19 protein-coding genes are annotated in these 17,247 nt (G+C 58.5%); 8 read left to right on the plus strand and 11 right to left on the minus strand.

The window, feature by feature from the left end; all coding sequences use genetic code 11:
• Positions 1 to 4: 4 nt before the first annotated feature.
• On the minus strand, positions 5 to 1,459 hold the full coding sequence (locus IB246_RS22870) for a flavin-containing monooxygenase (protein ID WP_008044918.1): 1,455 nt from the start codon (positions 1,457 to 1,459) through the stop codon (positions 5 to 7).
• Positions 1,460 to 1,644: 185 nt separating this feature from the next.
• On the opposite strand from IB246_RS22870, the gene IB246_RS22875 reads away from it, so the two are divergent.
• Positions 1,645 to 2,718 (plus strand): diguanylate cyclase, encoded by a 1,074-nt coding sequence (locus IB246_RS22875; RefSeq protein ID WP_008026745.1) that lies wholly within the window; start codon positions 1,645 to 1,647, stop codon positions 2,716 to 2,718.
• Positions 2,719 to 2,842: 124 nt separating this feature from the next.
• Here IB246_RS22875 and IB246_RS22880 read toward each other — a convergent pair whose 3' ends face one another.
• The 5 genes from IB246_RS22880 to IB246_RS22900 all read right to left on the minus strand — a co-directional run bounded on the left by IB246_RS22880 (position 2,843) and on the right by IB246_RS22900 (position 8,016).
• A complete protein-coding gene (locus IB246_RS22880; protein ID WP_008044919.1) occupies positions 2,843 to 3,484 on the minus strand; it encodes a hypothetical protein in 642 nt (213 codons plus the stop codon).
• Positions 3,481 to 4,260, minus strand: coding sequence for a hypothetical protein (locus IB246_RS22885; protein ID WP_008044921.1), 780 nt, complete (start codon positions 4,258 to 4,260; stop codon positions 3,481 to 3,483). The genes IB246_RS22880 and IB246_RS22885 overlap by 4 nt, the downstream gene beginning before the upstream one ends.
• 627 nt (positions 4,261 to 4,887) lie before the next feature.
• A complete protein-coding gene (locus IB246_RS22890) occupies positions 4,888 to 5,757 on the minus strand; it encodes an isocitrate lyase/PEP mutase family protein (RefSeq protein WP_008026744.1) in 870 nt (289 codons plus the stop codon).
• Positions 5,758 to 5,903: 146 nt separating this feature from the next.
• Entirely contained in the window at positions 5,904 to 6,938 is a 1,035-nt protein-coding gene (astA, locus tag IB246_RS22895; RefSeq protein ID WP_008026743.1) for an arginine N-succinyltransferase, read from the minus strand.
• 61 nt (positions 6,939 to 6,999) lie between these two features.
• Positions 7,000 to 8,016 (minus strand): arginine N-succinyltransferase, encoded by a 1,017-nt coding sequence (locus IB246_RS22900; RefSeq protein ID WP_008044922.1) that lies wholly within the window; start codon positions 8,014 to 8,016, stop codon positions 7,000 to 7,002.
• Positions 8,017 to 8,559: 543 nt separating this feature from the next.
• Between IB246_RS22900 and IB246_RS22905 the strand changes: the two genes are divergently transcribed.
• Both IB246_RS22905 and cobF read left to right on the plus strand, forming a co-directional pair.
• The gene (locus IB246_RS22905; RefSeq protein ID WP_008044925.1) at positions 8,560 to 9,132 is read left to right on the plus strand and encodes a histidine phosphatase family protein; all 573 of its coding nucleotides are present in this window, start codon (positions 8,560 to 8,562) and stop codon (positions 9,130 to 9,132) included.
• Positions 9,132 to 9,887, plus strand: a complete 756-nt coding sequence (gene cobF / locus IB246_RS22910) for a precorrin-6A synthase (deacetylating) (protein ID WP_008044931.1) — start codon at positions 9,132 to 9,134, stop codon at positions 9,885 to 9,887. Before IB246_RS22905 ends, cobF begins: the two co-directional genes overlap by 1 nt.
• 91 nt (positions 9,888 to 9,978) lie before the next feature.
• On the opposite strand, the gene ftrA is transcribed toward cobF, so the two are convergent.
• The gene (gene ftrA / locus IB246_RS22915; protein ID WP_008044932.1) at positions 9,979 to 10,953 is read right to left on the minus strand and encodes a transcriptional regulator FtrA; all 975 of its coding nucleotides are present in this window, start codon (positions 10,951 to 10,953) and stop codon (positions 9,979 to 9,981) included.
• Between the two features lie 101 nt (positions 10,954 to 11,054).
• Here ftrA and IB246_RS22920 point away from each other — a divergent pair, with 101 nt between their 5' ends.
• On the plus strand, positions 11,055 to 11,483 hold the full coding sequence (locus IB246_RS22920) for a rhodanese-like domain-containing protein (protein ID WP_008044933.1): 429 nt from the start codon (positions 11,055 to 11,057) through the stop codon (positions 11,481 to 11,483).
• 97 nt (positions 11,484 to 11,580) lie between these two features.
• Here the strand turns inward: IB246_RS22920 and IB246_RS22925 are convergent, their stop codons facing one another.
• Entirely contained in the window at positions 11,581 to 12,240 is a 660-nt protein-coding gene (locus tag IB246_RS22925) for a type 1 glutamine amidotransferase (protein ID WP_085988417.1), read from the minus strand.
• Between the two features lie 174 nt (positions 12,241 to 12,414).
• Here IB246_RS22925 and IB246_RS22930 point away from each other — a divergent pair, with 174 nt between their 5' ends.
• The 3 genes from IB246_RS22930 to IB246_RS22940 all read left to right on the plus strand — a co-directional run bounded on the left by IB246_RS22930 (position 12,415) and on the right by IB246_RS22940 (position 15,412).
• A complete protein-coding gene (locus tag IB246_RS22930; protein WP_008026734.1) occupies positions 12,415 to 13,194 on the plus strand; it encodes an ABC transporter substrate-binding protein in 780 nt (259 codons plus the stop codon).
• A 202-nt stretch (positions 13,195 to 13,396) separates the two neighbouring features.
• Positions 13,397 to 14,509: a M14 family metallopeptidase gene (locus tag IB246_RS22935; protein ID WP_008044935.1), complete on the plus strand. Its 1,113-nt coding sequence runs from the start codon at positions 13,397 to 13,399 to the stop codon at positions 14,507 to 14,509.
• 186 nt (positions 14,510 to 14,695) lie between these two features.
• Entirely contained in the window at positions 14,696 to 15,412 is a 717-nt protein-coding gene (locus tag IB246_RS22940) for an alpha/beta hydrolase (protein WP_008044936.1), read from the plus strand.
• A gap of 3 nt (positions 15,413 to 15,415) precedes the next feature.
• Here IB246_RS22940 and IB246_RS22945 read toward each other — a convergent pair whose 3' ends face one another.
• The 3 genes from IB246_RS22945 to IB246_RS22955 all read right to left on the minus strand — a co-directional run bounded on the left by IB246_RS22945 (position 15,416) and on the right by IB246_RS22955 (position 16,709).
• Positions 15,416 to 15,976 carry a hypothetical protein gene (locus IB246_RS22945; protein ID WP_008044937.1) on the minus strand — a complete coding sequence of 187 codons (561 nt, stop codon included), beginning with the start codon at positions 15,974 to 15,976 and terminating at the stop codon, positions 15,416 to 15,418.
• 112 nt (positions 15,977 to 16,088) lie between these two features.
• Positions 16,089 to 16,481: an MbcA/ParS/Xre antitoxin family protein gene (locus tag IB246_RS22950; RefSeq protein ID WP_081500243.1), complete on the minus strand. Its 393-nt coding sequence runs from the start codon at positions 16,479 to 16,481 to the stop codon at positions 16,089 to 16,091.
• On the minus strand, positions 16,482 to 16,709 hold the full coding sequence (locus IB246_RS22955; RefSeq protein ID WP_008044940.1) for a hypothetical protein: 228 nt from the start codon (positions 16,707 to 16,709) through the stop codon (positions 16,482 to 16,484). It abuts the gene before it with no gap.
• A gap of 123 nt (positions 16,710 to 16,832) precedes the next feature.
• On the opposite strand from IB246_RS22955, the gene IB246_RS22960 reads away from it, so the two are divergent.
• Entirely contained in the window at positions 16,833 to 17,204 is a 372-nt protein-coding gene (locus tag IB246_RS22960; protein WP_008044941.1) for a DUF6124 family protein, read from the plus strand.
• The last annotated feature ends 43 nt before the right edge of the window (positions 17,205 to 17,247 follow it).

The raw sequence follows: 17,247 nt of genomic DNA on the forward strand, positions 1-17,247 counted from the left end.
CTGATCAGGACAGCATGTGATCGGCGGGTTTCAGTGCCCGGGTCAATCGGTGGTAGCTGAAACTGAACCCCGGAAACATGGCGATTACATGACCGCTCTTGCTTTGATACCAACTGTGGCAGCCTCCTGACTTCCATACAGTGCGTTCCATCTCCCGGTGGATCATTTCAGTGTAGGTACGTTCTGCCTCGGGGCGTACTTCGATGCTGCGCAAACCCTGTTCTTTTAACGTGCGAATGCAGTCGAGGATGTAATTCATCTGCGATTCGATGATGAACAGCGCCGATGTATGGCCGATACCGGTGTTGGGGCCGGTGACGATAAACAGGTTGGGGAAGTCCGGCAGGCTGGTGCCGAGGTAGGCGCGAGGGTAGGTCGCCCAGAAATCCCTGAGTTGCTTGCCGTTTTTTCCGCTGACCGGGTAGGAAATGACGCCGTCAGTGGCGTCGTAACCGGTGGACCAGACAATCAGGTCCACGTCGATGTGCTGCCCGTCCTGCGTGACGATGCCGGTTTCGTCGATGGCGGCAATGCCTTGCTCGCGGCTGTGCAAGGTCACATTGTCGCGGCCGAGTGCCGGGTACAGGGTGCTGGAAACAATGACCCGCTTGCAGCCGATGGCGTAGTCCGGTGTCAGTTTTCGTCTGAGTTCAGGGTCGGGCACTTGTCGTTTGAGGAAGCGCAGGGCGTGTTGCTGGACCATGCGGATGGCCGGTTTCGAATATTTGAAGGCAATCACCCGGGTTTCGAATTGCCAGTAGATCATCCAGCGCAGCAGCTTGTAGGCGGGTTTGAGGCCGAGCAACCAGCGCTGGAAAGGCCCAAAAGTGCGGTCGCCCCGTGGCAGCACCCAGTGCGGTGTGCGCTGGAATACATGCAAATGCGCGACGTCCGGAGCAATCGCCGGGATCACCTGGGCCGCGCTGGCGCCACTGCCAACGATGGCGACGCGTTTATGCCGATAGTCGTAGGCGTGATCCCAATGGTTGGTATGAAAAGTCTTGCCCTGAAAGCGCTCCTGGCCCTCGAAGTGTGGGACGACGGGCTGACTCAGCGGCCCTGAGGCGTTGATCAGGAACTGCGCGTAGAACGTGCCTTTGCTGGCGGTGTGCACTGCCCAGCGTTTGGCGTCGTCGTCCCATTCGATGCGTTCGACGTTCGCCTCCAGTTCCACCCTGTCGCGCAGGCCGAATTGCTCCACCACGTGCTGCGTGTAGCGGTGCAATTCGGCTTGTTCGGCGAACATTTGCGTCCAGCGATAGGGCGCAAAGGACAGCGAATACAGCGGCGAGGGCACATCGACGGCGGCGCCGGGGTAAGTGTTCTGGCACCAGGTGCCGCCGAAGAAGTCCCGACGTTCCAACAGACGAAAATCATCGATGCCGGCCTTGAGCAAATTGATCGCCGCACACTGGCCGCCGAAACCGCTGCCGATGATCAACACTTGGAAAGTCTGCATGGGCCTCCTTTTTTCTCGTTATTTGTCTCTTCAGGTATAGCCAAACATTCGGGGCTCGCCTCCTGTCTATACCGCGGTATTCAGACTGCTGGCCGGTGATGGCTATTTGACGTTGCCCTGTTAGACTTCGAGCACACCCGCAACCCCAGGTGTGATCAGGTTCCGTTCAGCGGTACAGAGGCCTTATGGGAAAAACGGGAGGAAAAGGACTTTCACTGGCCAGGAGGCTCTATGCATCGCGAAGCCTGGGGCTAGCCGCGGGACTGGTGTGTGTGGCCGCCGCGATGTACCCGCTTGATCCGCCATTGTGGGTCTGGGCGATGATGCTCTTCAACGGAATCTTCTGGCCACACGTGGCCTACCAATGGGCGCGTCGGGCGAAGGTTCCCTACCACGCCGAACACCGTAACCTGCTGGTCGATGCCTTTCTCGGCGGCTTCTGGGTCGCCGCCATGCAATTCAATCCGCTGCCCAGCGCAACCACCATTGCCATGATGGCGATGAACAATGTGGCCATTGGCGGTTTGCGATTCCTGCTGGTGGGCACGGTTGCGCAACTTCTGGGTGTTTGTGTCGGATACTTTCTGTTTGCGCCGGCCTTTATTCCTGAAACCAGTCAACTGCAGCTGTACGCCTGTTTACCCTTGCTGTGTCTTTATCCGTTGGCGCTGGGCTGGATCTGCTTTCGCCAGGCCACCACGCTTGGCCGGCAAAAGCGCGAATTGCTCGCCCTGAGTCGCACCGATAGCCTCACCGGCCTGCTCAACCATGGTGCCTGGAAGGACCAGTTGGAAGTCGAATTCCAACGCTGTAAACGCCAGAATCGGGGTGGGGCTATTGCGTTGATCGACGTCGATCACTTCAAAGCCATCAACGACACCTACGGGCATGTCGCCGGCGATATCGTCTTGCGGCAGTTGAGCAAGGTGCTCAAACAGAACCTTCGGGCGACTGACGTGGCCGGCCGCTACGGCGGTGACGAGTTCTGTGTGATTCTCCCGGACCTTGCGCTCGGCAGCGCCGCGGCGGCCATGGATGCCCTGCGGGATCGTTTCGCCACCCTCAGTTACGAACAGAGCCCAGCGCTGAAAGTCAGCCTGAGCATCGGCCTGGCCGCTTTCACCCAGGCGCACACAGACGCGACGCTCTGGCTCAACGACGCCGATCAGGCGCTTTACCAGGCCAAGACCACCGGCCGCAATCGGGTTATCTGTAGCGGCGAGGGCGAACCTCGTCACGAACTGTTCGACCCGGTTTGAAAGCCTGCACAAATCCCCATGTGGGAGCGGGCTTCGGTCGGTAGAAACCGGGGACATCCTTTACGTTTTAAACCGCTGCCTTCGCCGAACCGCACAAACGAGTTCTCGCCGATTCTCAATCTGACTATTCCAGACCCAGCAGCGACAACGTATGTTCGTAGAACGCTGTTTCCTGCGTTGCAATGCCGGGATAGGTCGGCAAGTAGTCCTCATCGAAACACCAGGCCTGGGCCGAGGTGGTTGACGGCTGTGCATGAATGATCAGGCTTAGTGAGGAAGACATGCACTGGGGCGGCAGTTGTCGATGTACTTCGTAATAAGGTTGCATGTGCAGTACTTCGTCCTGGGCAAGTTTAAGTGTTGATTCGTCGCCTAAGGGAGGTCGTATACCCACACGCAATGGCGCCTGATCAAGTATTTTGCGTATAACGGTGGTGTAGCCGTCGCCGCTGTAACCCACCGCATAAATCTCAAAATCGTGGGTGTGGTTCAAGTTGTAGATGAACGTTTCGCTCTCATCCTTGCTCGTCACTGGAGCCCAGAAACCCAAGCGGACGGTGTAGGCATCCGAATAGTGCAGCACGAAGGCGTAGGCGTTATACAAACTGTTTTTGGTGTTGTAACCGTCGCGTTGGAGGGTGTTGTAGAGATGCTCGCTCAGTAATGTTTTGTGGGTAGCGAGTTCGCGCAGGTCGGCAATGATTTGTGGTTTGTCACGATCCGGATCGTACCCTTCTATGCGCTCGATAAAAGTCTTCAGGTTCATGCGACTTCATCCAGGTGCTGGTCAAGCAAACGGTTCAGATGAGTATTTTGCAGCTTCCGCAATTGCGGCACGTATCTCCGAGCGTTACAGGGATCAGCGCCATATATGAGCTGGAACGCCTTCCACGCAACTGCGGGGTGATAGTGATAAATCAACTCTTCAGCCACTTTGCTAGAATCTGGGTCTTGTACGGCCTCAAGCAGTTCCAGACTGACCAGATAATGTGCGGCGCTTTTATCGTGGGGGAACCAGGCACATTTGCGTAATGACCTGCGTTCGAAAACACGGATATCGGCACTCTTATCCGGAAAGTTAAGGCTGCCGATAAACGCTGGGTGCCCGTTCCCTGTTGGATTGCTGTCAAACAGAACTTTTGTGCCGTCGATGAGCAGGGGGTTATCCGCGTCGACCGTGACTTGTGGTCCGAGTATCAGGTAGTCATCCGCCACTTCGTAAAGTTGAACGCGATACGACTGCGCATTGATTGCGAACAGAATGCTGTTACCCGGCACCGTATAGAGTTGCGGTGAAACAGGGGCATTGTCAGGTGCCTTCAAGCTGATATTGCCACTTGCGTTATAGTACAAAGTCAACGTTCCGGTATGGATGTTGGTTGAGCTCAAGATTGCTGCTCCCCTGGACAGTTCGGGGTCGTCAGCAGTTTTCTGATGCAATAAAGCGGCTAAGTGTTTTACTTCGGTGGTCAGATCCAGTGTCTTGAGAGTGTTAATAATTTGTTCTGGATGAAGGTCTGATCTGATAAGGGTCTTGATCATAGGCGTATCCATTGACTCAAAGTGTGTGAGTGAATGTGGGCGTATAGCCGCCATCAGCGATCGGGCGTGCAGTACAGGTTTTTGCTGGAAAAAAATGTGTGTATTGAGACTTTGGTGGTTAGACGTTGAAACTTGATTTAGTAGGGGTGCCTGGCGTTGCAAACTACGAAAGCCAAGCACTTGGTCGGATGTGTCGGTAGTGTTACTTAATAGATTGCGGTGCTTCAGTCAATTGCCAGTAACGTTTGATTTCGTGGATATTGCCCACGTTGAGGCGAGGTGTATATCCGGATATGCAAGACAGTGCAGTAAGTTTATGTGTCGATGTGTTGATGATGTTGGTTTGAGCGTGAAATAGCGGTGTGCTACACCAGTTGTTGGTTGTTGTTTTCATGGTGCTCTCGCAAAATAATAATGGGTTGGTTTTGTTGTCGTAGTGACGTAAAGATAGTTGCACTGCTGGTGATGCAGGGCAAGGCTGTAGCTGTAAATGAATGTGAGTGGTTGTGTGTAAGTGTTGTGATGGAACTGACTTAAGAGGGTTTTATAGTTGGGTGTAGTGAGGGGGATTTATAATAAGTTGATGCCTGGCGTCACCTTGATGACGACGCCAGACTCGACTGAATGTCACTCTTTAACACTCATAAACTCTTCTGCCCAACGGATGTATTCCTCAGGCTGCGTATAGGTATGCGTCAGTTCCGTAGCGCTCAAGTCCGAGGTCTGAGTGAGGATCTGCCGCTGCTCGCGCAGGCTGTCGTAAGTCGCCTTGATCGCCGCAAAGTAAGCGCCATGACCGTCGATGGTGACCCGCACGCCCAGCTCCGCCAGACGTTTGTCGTCGCGCAGCAGCGGGTTGCCGTAGGTGACCAGCATCAGTGGCACGCTCAGGTGTTCGGCGATCTGTTCGAGGTGGTCGAAGTCGCGCACGCCCACCATGCAAATCCCGTCCGCACCGGCCTTCTGGTACTGCTGGGTGCGGCTGATGATTTCCTGCACCGGCAGGATGCCCGCGTGGGTGCGGGCGATGATGGCCATTTCCGAGTCGACCCGGGCTTCCAGCGCTGCGCGGATCTTGCCGACACCTTCGGCGACACCGATCAGGTCGGTGGACTTGCGGCCGAACTGCGCCGGCAGCAGGGTGTCTTCGATGGTCAGGGCGGCGATGCCGGCACGTTCGAGCTCGACGATGGTGCGCATCACGTTAAGGGCGTTGCCGTAGCCATGGTCGGCGTCGGCGATCACCGGCAATTGGGCGACACGGCCGATGCGAGTGGCCTGCTCGGCGAATTCACTGAGGGTGATCAGGGCGAAGTCGGGTGCACCCAGCACCTGTAGCGACGCGACGGAACCACCCAGGATCCCCACTTCAAAACCCAGGTCTGCGGCAATGCGTGCCGACATCGGGTCGAAAACCGATGCGGTGTGATAGCAGGTTTTGGAAGCGAACAGTTCACGGAAGTTACGGCGCAAGTCTTGATGTGAAAGCCTGGACATATGAGTTCCACCAATGGAATGGAAGGGCTTGAGCAAAAGTGTCAACGCCGAAAAAACAAAAGGCTATCACGCTAAGGGGGGAAGAATGATGACGAATTTGCAGAGCGGGCCTGATCGAAACCGCCATTGAGAGGCGTGAGGTTGTTTCAAGCCGCCGCAGCCTGCTGCTGTTGATTGAGCAGCGGCACTGCGCGTACCGAGTTGCCGGGTTGCAGTTGCAAGCGTTTGGCGGTGAGCCGGTCGACGATCAGGCTGTTGCCCACTCGCCTGGCGGGGGCGGCGGTGATGCGGCAGTTTTCCAGTCGGCGGTTGTGGATCAGCCAGACCGGCGCCTGGTCGTCTGGCGTGCCGATGACCAGCGATAGCGCCTGGCTGTCGCGCACCGTGCGGATTTTCGACAGCGGTGCTTCGATGACCGGGCCGGCGTCAAAGATGTCGATGTAGCCCTTGTGCGTGAAACCTTCGGCGGTGAGGATTTTCAATGCCGGTTCGGTATTCGGGTGAGCCTTGCCGATCACGGCCTGGGCCTGTTCGGTGAGCAGGCAGGTATACAGCGGTTGGCGTGGCATCAGTTCGGCAATGAACGATTTGCTGCCCAGCCCCGACAAGTGATCGGCATGGTTGAAGTCCATCTTGAAGAAGTGCCGGCCCAGGCTGTCCCAGAATGGCGAGCAGCCTTGCTCGTCGGCGCTGCCACGCAGTTCGGCGATGAGCTTCTCGCCGAACAGGTGCGCAAACTCGGCAGCAAACAGCAAGCGCGCCAACGACAACAATCGACCGTTACTGCCGTGGCGTTGATCGTGACGCAGGAACAGGGAGCAAATCTCCGATTGCCCGGTCATTTCGTTGTTCAGGAACAGTGTCGGGATTTGCCGCCGGATGCCCAGATCCGGTGACGCACTGACTGTCAGTCCCACTCGATAGTTGTACCAGGGCTCACGCAGGCCAACGGCCCCTGTCAGGGCGCTGACACCCACCACTTGCTGATCGTCGTCTTCGAGCACGAACAGGTAGTCGGCATCGGCGCGTTCAACCTGTTCCGCGAAAGTCCGTTGCGCCCAGCGCACCCGGTGCGCCAGGCGGTCCTCGCTGGCGGGCAGGGTGGTAAACCCGGGGCCGGCCTGCCGGACCAGCGCCAACAGGGCGGGCAGGTCGGTGATCTGGACCGGACGGACAATCATGATGCAGCTCCTTCTACGCGCAGGCTCGAGCGCTGTCGTTGGGCACTGGACGCGAGGATGCTCACAGCGCGATCACCCGGATCGGGCTGCCGTCGGTGACATTCAGTGCCTCGCACATCTCGGCGCTGAGGACCACGGGTTGCCCGGCGGTGTAGTCCAGATCGGCGACGATGGCGCGATAGTTACGCAGTGAATCGTTGCTCACCAGGTAGCGTCCGCGGGCATCGATGGTCGAGCCCGGTGTGGCGGTGCCATTCTGGCTTTGCGCGATAGTGCGGATGTTGGCGAGCCGTGCATACAGGGTCGGGCCGCCGTCGAACAGGTCGATGTAGCTGTTGGTCTCGAACCCCTCGCGCTCAAGGATATCGAAGGCCTCCTGGCCATCGGGGTGAATACGGCCGATGCAGTCCCGCGCGGCCTGGGGCAGCATCGGCACGTAGATCGGATATTGCGGCATCAGTTCGGCAAGAAATGTCCGGCTCTCCAGCCCGCAAAGGCGCTCGGCCTCGGTGTAGGGCAGGTCGAAGAAGTGTTTGCCCAGCGCATCCCAGAACGGCGACCGTCCTTCTTCATCGCTGAAGCCGACGATTTCGGTGATGACCGCTTCGGCAAAGCGCGGCAGGTGCGCGGCGATGAACATCAGGCGCGCCCGTGACAGCAATTCCGAGGACGGTGTGCGCACCAGTGCCGTATCGATGTGAAACCCGCGCAGCAAGGTGTGGCCACTGAGGTCGTGGCACAACGACAACGCCGGCACGCCGTGCTCGATGTTCAGTTCTCGCGAGGCGCTGGTGAAATGCCGGTTGCGCAGGCTGTAGAAGGGTTCGCCGAAACCGGCAGTGGCGAGGATTTCCGAACAGCCCGCGAGGCGCCGGGTGGTCAGGTCCTCCAGCACGAAGAAGTAGTTTTCCGGGCCATGCTGTTGCACGTTTTTATCGAACGAGGCGCAGGAGTCGAGAATCCGCTCGCGCAAGCGTTCGGTGTCGTCCGGCAGGGACGTCACGCCGACCAGGCTTTCTTGCGCCAGTCGCTGCAACTGGGGCAGGTCGGTTAACTCCACTGGGCGTAAGACCAGCATGGATGCACTCCTGTATCAAAGGGTTCGGCGGTTGGCACGAACCTGACTATCACTGTCGGTTTCCACGCATTGAATCGGCGGTCGCTTGATGCTGTTTGCCAGGCGCCACTCTTTTTCTTATCCAGTCAGTCGCTGCTTGCCGCAGGCAGCGTCATGCTGACACTGTCGGTCGGGTTCTGGGTGCGGGGGCGGTGGTGCATGTTGCTGGAAGCGGGCATCCGGGCTCCTGCTGGATGAGGGTGTTGTTTAGATTAGCCGTTACGGCAGTATTTATGGAACGATCGCCCCATGTCTAGTGAATTTTTGCTCGGCCATTTCTGGCCCTAAAATGGGGCGAAATGCCCGTATGTCGGGGGCTACACCAAAGTCGCTCAGCCTTGTAGGTCCTCGCTTACAGGGGTGTCGGAGATAGCGGTTTTTTAAGGGCGACAAGCGTTGGCAAGGGGTAAAACGAAACGCCCCCAATCGTGTTTCTTACGGCACAATTGCGTGATTGTTGGCGGCGTGACGCTGTTTTTCTTTCCTTTTACCGAGTGATCCTTCGTGCAGGCGACCCGTTTGACCCTGATGTGCCACGCTCGAACCGTCGCACAGAAATTGGCGCGTTTTCCTACGGATGAGCCGGTGGAGATGGATTGGCAATCGGCAAGAGGTTCGTTGGGTTACCGACTCAAGAAGGCATCGCGCCTGTTCTGCGGTCCGGAATTGCGGACCCGGCAAACCGCCGGGTTGTTCGCCGATGACGTGGAGATTGTCGAGGCGCTGAGGGAGTGTGATTTCGGGCGCTGGAATGGCTTGCGGATCGACGACCTGCAGCAATCCGAACCCGAGACCTTGCAGAGCTGGCTCGATGATCCGCATTCGGCGCCTCACGGTGGCGAGTCGGTAGCGCAACTCGGCGAGCGGGTGGCCGCCTGGCTGAAAACCCTGGAGGCAACACCGGGGCACAGCGTTGCCATCACCCACCCTTTTGTCATTCGCGCCGCGCTGACCCATGTGCTGCAAAGTCCCGCGTTCAATCTGATCGATGTCGAACCGCTGTCAGCCATCGAATTGCGCTTCAATGGTCGCTGGCGCTTACGTGTGTTGGGCACAGACCTTGAGGGAGCCTGTTGATGAAAAAACTGATGGTCATCGGCATTGGTGCCGGCAACCCCGACTACATCACGATGCAGGCCGTGAAGGCTCTGAACCTCGTCGATGTGTTTTTTCTCATGGACAAGGGCCAGAGCAAAGACAAACTGATCGACCTGCGCCGTGAGATTTGCCAGCGCTACATCACTGATCACACCTACCGTTTCGTTGAAGCCCACAGCCCGGAGCGCGAGCGCGGAGAGGTGGACTACAAGGCCAGTGTGGAAGACCTGAATCTTGCCAAGCAGCTGACCTTCGAACGGCTGATCAATGAGGAAATGTCCGACGGCCAGTGTGGCGGATTTCTGGTGTGGGGCGACCCGGCGTTGTACGACAGCACCATTCGGATCTTGCAGGCGATTCTGGCGTCCGGCCGCTGCGTCTTCGAGTTCGACGTGATCCCCGGTATCACCAGCGTTCAGGCATTGGCAGCCCAGCATAAAGTGCCGCTGAACCGGATTGGGCGCTCATTCGAAATCACGACGGGCCGGCGACTGGCGGCAGGGCAGGTGAGCGATGCCGACAGCCTGGTGGTGATGCTCGACGCGGAAGATTCCTACCATCAGGTGGCGGATCAGGAGACAGAGATTTACTGGGGGGCTTACCTGGGGACACCGGATGAAATCCTCATCAGCGGCAAGCTCAAGGACGTGGCGGATGAGATCGAGCGAGTGCGCAAGGCGGCGCGGCTGGCTAATGGGTGGATTATGGATACGTACCTGCTGCGCAAGCCTTGAAGCCGCCTTCGCGGGCAAGCCTCGCTCCTACAAAGATCACGTATACCTTGTAGGAGCGAGGCTTGCCCGCGAAGGGGACCTCAAACACACCTCAAATCTTCGCTTCAATCCCCCGCCCAAACCGCTCCCGATACACCGACGGCGGCACGCCGACCACGTTGCGAAACGCCACCCGGAAACTTTCCACCGAGCGATAACCACACTGCTCGGCGATCTGGTCGGTGTTTCTGCTCGTGCTCTCCAGCAATTCACGGGCCCGCGCCAGGCGTTCATGCTGCAACCACGCTTTGGGCGGCATGCCCGTGGCTTCGGTAAACCGACGCAGGAATGTCCGTTCACTCATGGCCGCCTCGCTGGCCAGGTCGCGGACCTCCAGCGGTTCATGCAAGCGCTCCCGAACCCACTGCATCACGCGGGAAAGATCGCTGCGCGGCGTAGGACTGACCGGCGTCGGAATGAACTGCGCCTGGCCACCGGTGCGTTGCGGCGACATCACCAGCCGTCGTGCCACCGAGTTGGCCACCTGGGTGCCGAAATCCCGTGCCACCAAATGCAGGCACGCATCGATACCGGCAGCACTGCCCGCCGAAGTGATCAGTTGGCCCGAGTCGACGTAGAGCACGTCAGGGTCCACCAGGATGTTCGGGAAACGCGCCGCCAGTTCCGAGGTGTAGCGCCAATGCGTGGTGGCACCGTGACCGTCGAGCAAACCGGTTGCTGCCAGGACGAACACGCCTGAGCAGATCGACAGCAACCGTGCGCCCCGCGCATGGGCCTGGCGCAGGGCGGTGATCAACGTTTCAGGCACCGCAGCGTTGCGATCACGCCAACCGGGAATGATGATGGTTCGGGCGTCGCCGAGCAGTTCCATGCCGCCATCGGCCAACACTTGAATGCCGCCCATGGCGCGCATCGGGCCCTGATCCACGGCGACGATCCGGTGCTCGTACCACGGGAAATCGAACTCCGGGCGCGCCAGGCCGAAGATCTCCACGGCGATGCCGAATTCGAAGGTGCAGAGGCCGTCGTAGGCCAGAATCGCGACTAATCCAGGGGTGGGCTGCATTTGGCGGAAAATTCCCGGTTGGTGTCTTGTGCGCCACTTTAGCCGCAAGCGCACGGCGGATAAAGTCTTCTCACACCCACCAACACGTTGGAGTACCGCTCATGACCAGCCTGGTCCGCAACATTCCCGCCGCCCCATCGGCCATTGCCCTGATGCATTTCAGCAACCGTCTGACCTTCGAGACCGATTGTTCCGACGTCCACAGCAGCCAGCAGGCAGGTGAAGTGGATTTTGTGTTGGTGGACGTGCGCGGTCCGCTGGCGTTCGAGCGTGGGCATGTGCCGGGCGCGATCAATTTTCCGGGACGACTGCTGACTGCTGAAGGGTTGGCAACCTGGGCGAAATCCACGCTGTTCGTGGTGTATTGCGCCGGGCCGCATTGCAATGGTGCCAACAAGGCCGCGGTGAAACTGGCGGCGCTGGGTTACCCGGTCAAGGAAATGATCGGCGGAGTGACCGGGTGGCTGGATGAAGGGTTTGAGTTGAGCACTGAGGTGCAACGGCCAACTGCCATCGGCTGCGAATGCTGATGTAGCTTTCCCTGTAGGAGCCGGCTTGCCGGCGATCGCGACCGTTCAGGCGATGGACGTGTCGGCTGATCCACCGCCATCGCCAGCAAGCTGGCTCCTACAAATTTGGGGTGTTCTTGCGATCTTTGGCTAATGCCCACCACTCATCCAGCGTCACCTGCAACCAGTCAAAAACGGCGGCATGGGCGGCGCTGTCCGGTGCTCCCCGAGGCAGCGGTGATTCCTCGGCAAAGTGCGCATTGAGCGTTGCTACCGATTCGGCATTCCACTCCGGATGAAACTGCAAACCCACCCGCGCAGGCCCTGCGCGATACATCTGCTGCTCGCACTGATCGCTGCTGGCCAGTAGCTGCGCGCCGGGCGGCAAGTCGATGGCGTCTTCGTGCCATTCCAGCACCTTCAATACCTGGCCATCGGCAAAGCGCACTGGCGTCCAGCCGGTTTCGGTCCGATCCATTCGCCGCACATTCCCGCCCAGACTCAGCGCCAACAACTGCGCGCCCAGACAAATCGCAAACACCGCCGCGCCCTGTTCCAGGCTGCGCGCCAGCCACTGACGTTCAGCCTCCAGCCATGCGGGGCCGGCGTTGGACTCATAGGGCCCGCCCAATAAAATCGCCGGTTCCGCGCTGACTGGCGGCAATTGACCGAGGTCGGCGCGGTAGACGTTCAGCGACAATCCCCGGGAGGCAGCCCAGTCGGCAATTGCGCCCGGTCCTTCGGCGGGGTGGTGCTGGATCAGGTTCAAGGTGCGAATCTCATCGTTCATGCAGCTCGCCTTTTCTATAAGTATTTGTCGCATATGCACAATTTACGCGCCTGAAGCCGCTCTAGACTGCCCGCCACTTCGGTTTTCTCCAACAAAAAAGCGCTGACCGAACGCTACCAATCGAACGCTGCCAATAAAAGCCTCCGCCCACAGGAGTTATAAATGAAGAAGCTAGTGATGTTCGGTGCCCTGGCACTGTCGATGTTGTCCCTGACCGCTGTGGCCGATGACGCCAAGCCGATCCGCATCGGTATCGAAGCCGGTTACCCGCCATTCTCGATGAAAACCCCTGACGGCAAACTCACCGGTTTCGACGTCGATATCGGCGACGCGCTGTGTGAGCAGGCGAAACTGAAATGTACTTGGGTCGAGCAAGAGTTCGACGGCCTGATCCCGGCCCTGAAGGTCAAGAAAATCGACGCGATCCTGTCGTCCATGACCATCACCGACGACCGCAAGAAAAACGTCGATTTCACCATCAAGTACTACCACACCCCGGCGCGCTTCGTGATGAAGGAAGGCACCGACGTCAAAGATCCGCTGACCGAGCTCAAGGGCAAGAAAGTCGGTGTACTGCGCGCCAGTACTCACGACCGCTTCGCCACTGAAGTGCTGCAACCGGCCGGTATTGTCCTGGTGCGTTACGGCTCGCAGCAGGAAGCCAACCTGGACATGGTCTCCGGTCGCCTCGACGCGATGCTGGCCGACTCGGTCAACCTCGACGACGGTTTCCTGAAAACCGACGCGGGCAAGGGCTTCGCTTTTGTGGGTCCAACCTACGAAGACGCCAAGTACTTCGGCGGCGGCGCCGGCATCGCTGTGCGCAAGGGTGATAAAGAGCTGGCGGACAAATTCAACACCGCCATCACTGAAATTCGTGCCAACGGCAAGTACAAGCAAGTGCAGGACAAGTACTTCAATTTTGATGTTTACGGCGAGTAATCCAGCCGTATAAGAAAGTGGCAACCGTGAAGGCGGTTGCCACTTTTTTTATGTTCTCTTTAATAAATCGAGAACCCTGTGGGAGCGAGCCTGCTCGCGATAGCGTTGGGTCAGACAGCAAAACATTGACTGACACACCGCTATCGCGAGCAGGCTCGCTCCCACAGGGGGTCTCAGTGTTTGATATTGAAGGAGTAGTTTCATGCAACGCATCGACCACCCATTGCCCTGGAGCCACTTGGGCTCCGAACGCACCCTCAGCGTATTTCGTTACGGCACGGGCTCGCGCAAGGTCTACATCCAGGCCAGCCTGCACGCGGACGAACTGCCGGGCATGCGTACGGCCTGGGAGCTGAAAAAACGCCTGGCCGAACTCGAAGCCCAAGGTCAGTTGCAAGGCGTGATCGAGTTGGTTCCCGTGGCCAATCCCATCGGCCTGGACCAACACCTGCAAGGCAGCCACATGGGCCGTTTCGAACTCGGCAGTGGCAAGAATTTCAACCGCTCGTTCGTTGAACTGAGCGTGCCGGTCGGCGAGCTGATCGGTGATCAGTTGGGCGCCGATGCCCAGGTCAATATCGCGTTGATTCGTCAGGCCATGGGCCAGGTTCTCGACGGTTTGCCTGCACCGAAGTCGCAGCTGGAAGCCATGCATCGCCTGCTGCTGCGCCATGCCTGTGACGCCGATATCACCCTCGATCTGCATTGCGATTTCGAAGCGGCGATTCATATTTATGCGCTGCCGCAACACTGGTCGCAATGGAAGTCCCTGGCGGCTCGACTGAAGGCGGGCGTTGCGCTGCTGTGTGAGGATTCCGGCGGCAGTTCTTTCGATGAATCCTGTTCTTCACCATGGTTGCGTCTGGCCAAGGCATTCCCCGAGGCGGCGATTCCACCGGCCAACCTGGCGACAACGCTGGAGCTGGGCAGCATGGGCGATACCCGGGTCGATCAGGCTCAGGCCAATTGCGAGGCCATTCTCGGCTTCCTTGCCGAACAGGGTTTTATCAAAGGCACCTGGCCGGCCGCACCGAGTGAATGCTGTGAAGGTATGCCGTTTGAAGGCACGGAATACCTGTTTGCGCCGCATCATGGCGTGGTCAGTTTCCTGCGCGAGGCCGGTGAATGGGTCGAGAAGGGCGATGCGTTGTTTGAAGTGGTTGACCCGTTGAGCGACCGGGTGACCACCGTACGCGCCGGCACCAGTGGTGTGTTGTTTGCGATTGATCGCGGGCGGTATACGCAACCGGGGACATGGCAGGCGAAAGTTGCGGGGCGCGAGCCGATCCGCGTTGGGAAGTTGATTAACGATTGACCGGGATGCTTTGGTGTCGCTGATGCCTTCATCGCGAGCAGGCTCGCTCCCACAGGGGAATGCATTTCAACTGTGGGAGCGAGACCGGCTTGCCGGCGATGGCGGTATCAGCGACACCAAAATCCCCCGGCTGAGTTCACAGTGTTAGGCTCAACCCCGAATCCTGCGCTCTGTGAAGGAAGGTTTATGTTGAAGGTTCTCGCTCTGCTGACACTCCTGGCGTCCGCCGCCGTCCACGCTGAAACCCCGCTGCACACCGATCTGCCGCTCAAATACCTGGAGCAGGCCAACCCCGAATCGGTCAATCAACCCCTGGTGATTTTCCTCCACGGCTACGGCAGTAACGAGCAGGACCTGTTCGGCATCAAGGATGAATTGCCCGCCCGCTACAACTACCTGTCGGTGCGCGCGCCGATGGTCATGGAGGAGGGCAGCTATCAGTGGTTTCGCAAGAAGGGAGAAGGTGCCTACAACGGCGAGACGGATGACCTGAAGGCCAGCGGCCCGGTGTTGCTGGATTTCGTCGCACAGGCTGCGAAGAAATATCACACAGTACCGAGCAAGGTTTTCCTGGTGGGCTTCAGCCAGGGCGCGATCATGTCTTACGAGGTCGCGTTGCGTCATCCCGAAGCCGTGGGCGGGATCGCGGCGTTGAGCGGGCGGATCTTGCCGGTGCTCAAGTCCGAGCTCAAGCCCGATGAAAAACTTCAGAAACTGGCGATTTTCATCGGGCATGGCACGGCGGACAAACGCCTTCCCTTCAACGACGGCACCGAGGCAAACAGCCTGTTGCAGAGCCTGTCACTCAAGCCTGAATTTCATGCCTACCCAGGCGTTGGCCACAACATCAGTGCCGCCGAAATGCAGGATTTGAGCGCCTGGTTGCAGCGCCTCAACCCCTGAGCCTTACTTGCCGCTGACGATCTGTTTAACCAGCGCTTCGTGGCCGGCATTGTCGCTGAGACGGGAAATCACCTTTACCAGCGCCATGCGCGTGCCCGAGGCGGCCATCAGCGTGGTATCGAGGGTCTTGCCGCCGCCCTGGGTGGCGATGCTGTCGATCTCCCGCAGACCGAGGCCGGTGCCTTTCTGGGTCAGGCTTTTCTCACTGAGCTTGGTGAAATCCGGCAGCGCCTTGGCTTGTTGAGTGGCGAAGTCGGACGCCGTGGCGTCGAGGAACTCACCGTCGTTGTCCTTGGCGTTGACGCCACCAGGAATGGTGTTTTCAGCGGCAATCACCACAGTTTTCGTGGTTGCGTTGGTGTACATGGTGCCACTCGCACCGGTCGCGTCCGCCGGCAGCGGGTTGGCAACGAAGCCCTTGGGCAGGTTGAATTTGAATTTTCCGCCCAGCATCGAGACGTTCTGCGCTGGCGCTACCTCTTTAGCCGCCTGTGCATTCAAAGCCCCCAGGCTGGCAACTGCTGCCAGCAGCAGGACAACGGCTTTTTTACTCAACAGTGACATTCAAAATCTCCAGGGTGGTCTCGCGGTGGGGGCGATCATCCCATGGAGGTCGTGACGCATTCCAGTGTGGGCTAACGGGCGGTCGGGTTGCTCAGCATTCGGGGCGAAGCATTCATTGATAGACCCCGTGTTCAATCCGGGTCAAATAGTCCTCTATGACTTGGACGCCGAGTGGGTTGTTGATCAGCTCCAAGGGGATTTTACTGCCCAAGTATCTGCATGGTTTCTTCAGCCAGTCTTCAACCGACTGCTGATCGCCAAATACGATTATGGCGTGCTTAAAGACCTCCTCAAACTGGAAGGAAACCGCATTTTGCGGGTGGTTGAGTCGCACCGTTTTGCTCTCCTTCAATTCGCGCCGAGATGGGTCTGTTACCGGATTTGGCTCTACCACGCTAATCCTTAAACTTCCGAAGGCCAACCCGAAAAACGCGTGGGAAAAATCCCTGGATTTTTGATTTTTGACGTCGTTTGTGGGAACCGCGATGAGGACAAATCCACGCATTCACGAATGTTGTTTAACCGCGCTCAGCGTTACTTCATGAAAGCTACAACACCTTGCGTCGTTGCCTACAGGTACGTAAGAATCCGCCGGCTTGTGCGCTTTTGGGGTGGGTTCTATTGTTTTCCGGTCGCTGAAAAACACAGTGATCGGGTTTGGTAGACCCTCAGCATCGACGCATAGCGTCACCTTGTTCGGCCCTTTCTCAGGGCTGCGTTTTATGGTGGCCATGCGCAGGGCTCCTTCGGGGGCGCCGGTTCCGATGCCCGGTCTACCAACCTTCGTATGGCCGCCACCCTCCGTTTGGTAGCGAGAGGTTGATGGCTCCTTCTAAGTAGCATCGGAGCTCCATCTATGCCCAAACCAACACCCAATCCCCCCAACCCGGACCTGTCCGCTCCAGCCCAAAGCACTGACCAAGAGAAGCTCGAAGAGACCATCAAACTCGCCCTCGACTTTTACGCCAATCCTGCCGCGCACATTGCCCTGATCAACGCCACGCCACGGCAACTCGACAGCATGTTCAGCGTCAACCCCGAACTCGATATCCAGACCCTGCTCAGCCATGCGTGCGAGTCGCTGGCATCGGCCAATGTCATGGCCATGGACCTGGCGGATCATATGGAGGGGACCCGTCGCAATTCGCTGTTGGGCATTGCGCAGGTCATCATGCTTGGGGAGCTGGCGGTGAACCAGGCACTGGATAAACTCGACGCCGCAGAGTAATAGGGATGCCCATAGTGAGAGGCTGGCCCTCACCACGGGGATT

It is taken from the genome of Pseudomonas sp. PDM01 (genome assembly GCF_014852325.1).
Taxonomy (GTDB): Bacteria; Pseudomonadota; Gammaproteobacteria; order Pseudomonadales; family Pseudomonadaceae; genus Aquipseudomonas; species Aquipseudomonas migulae.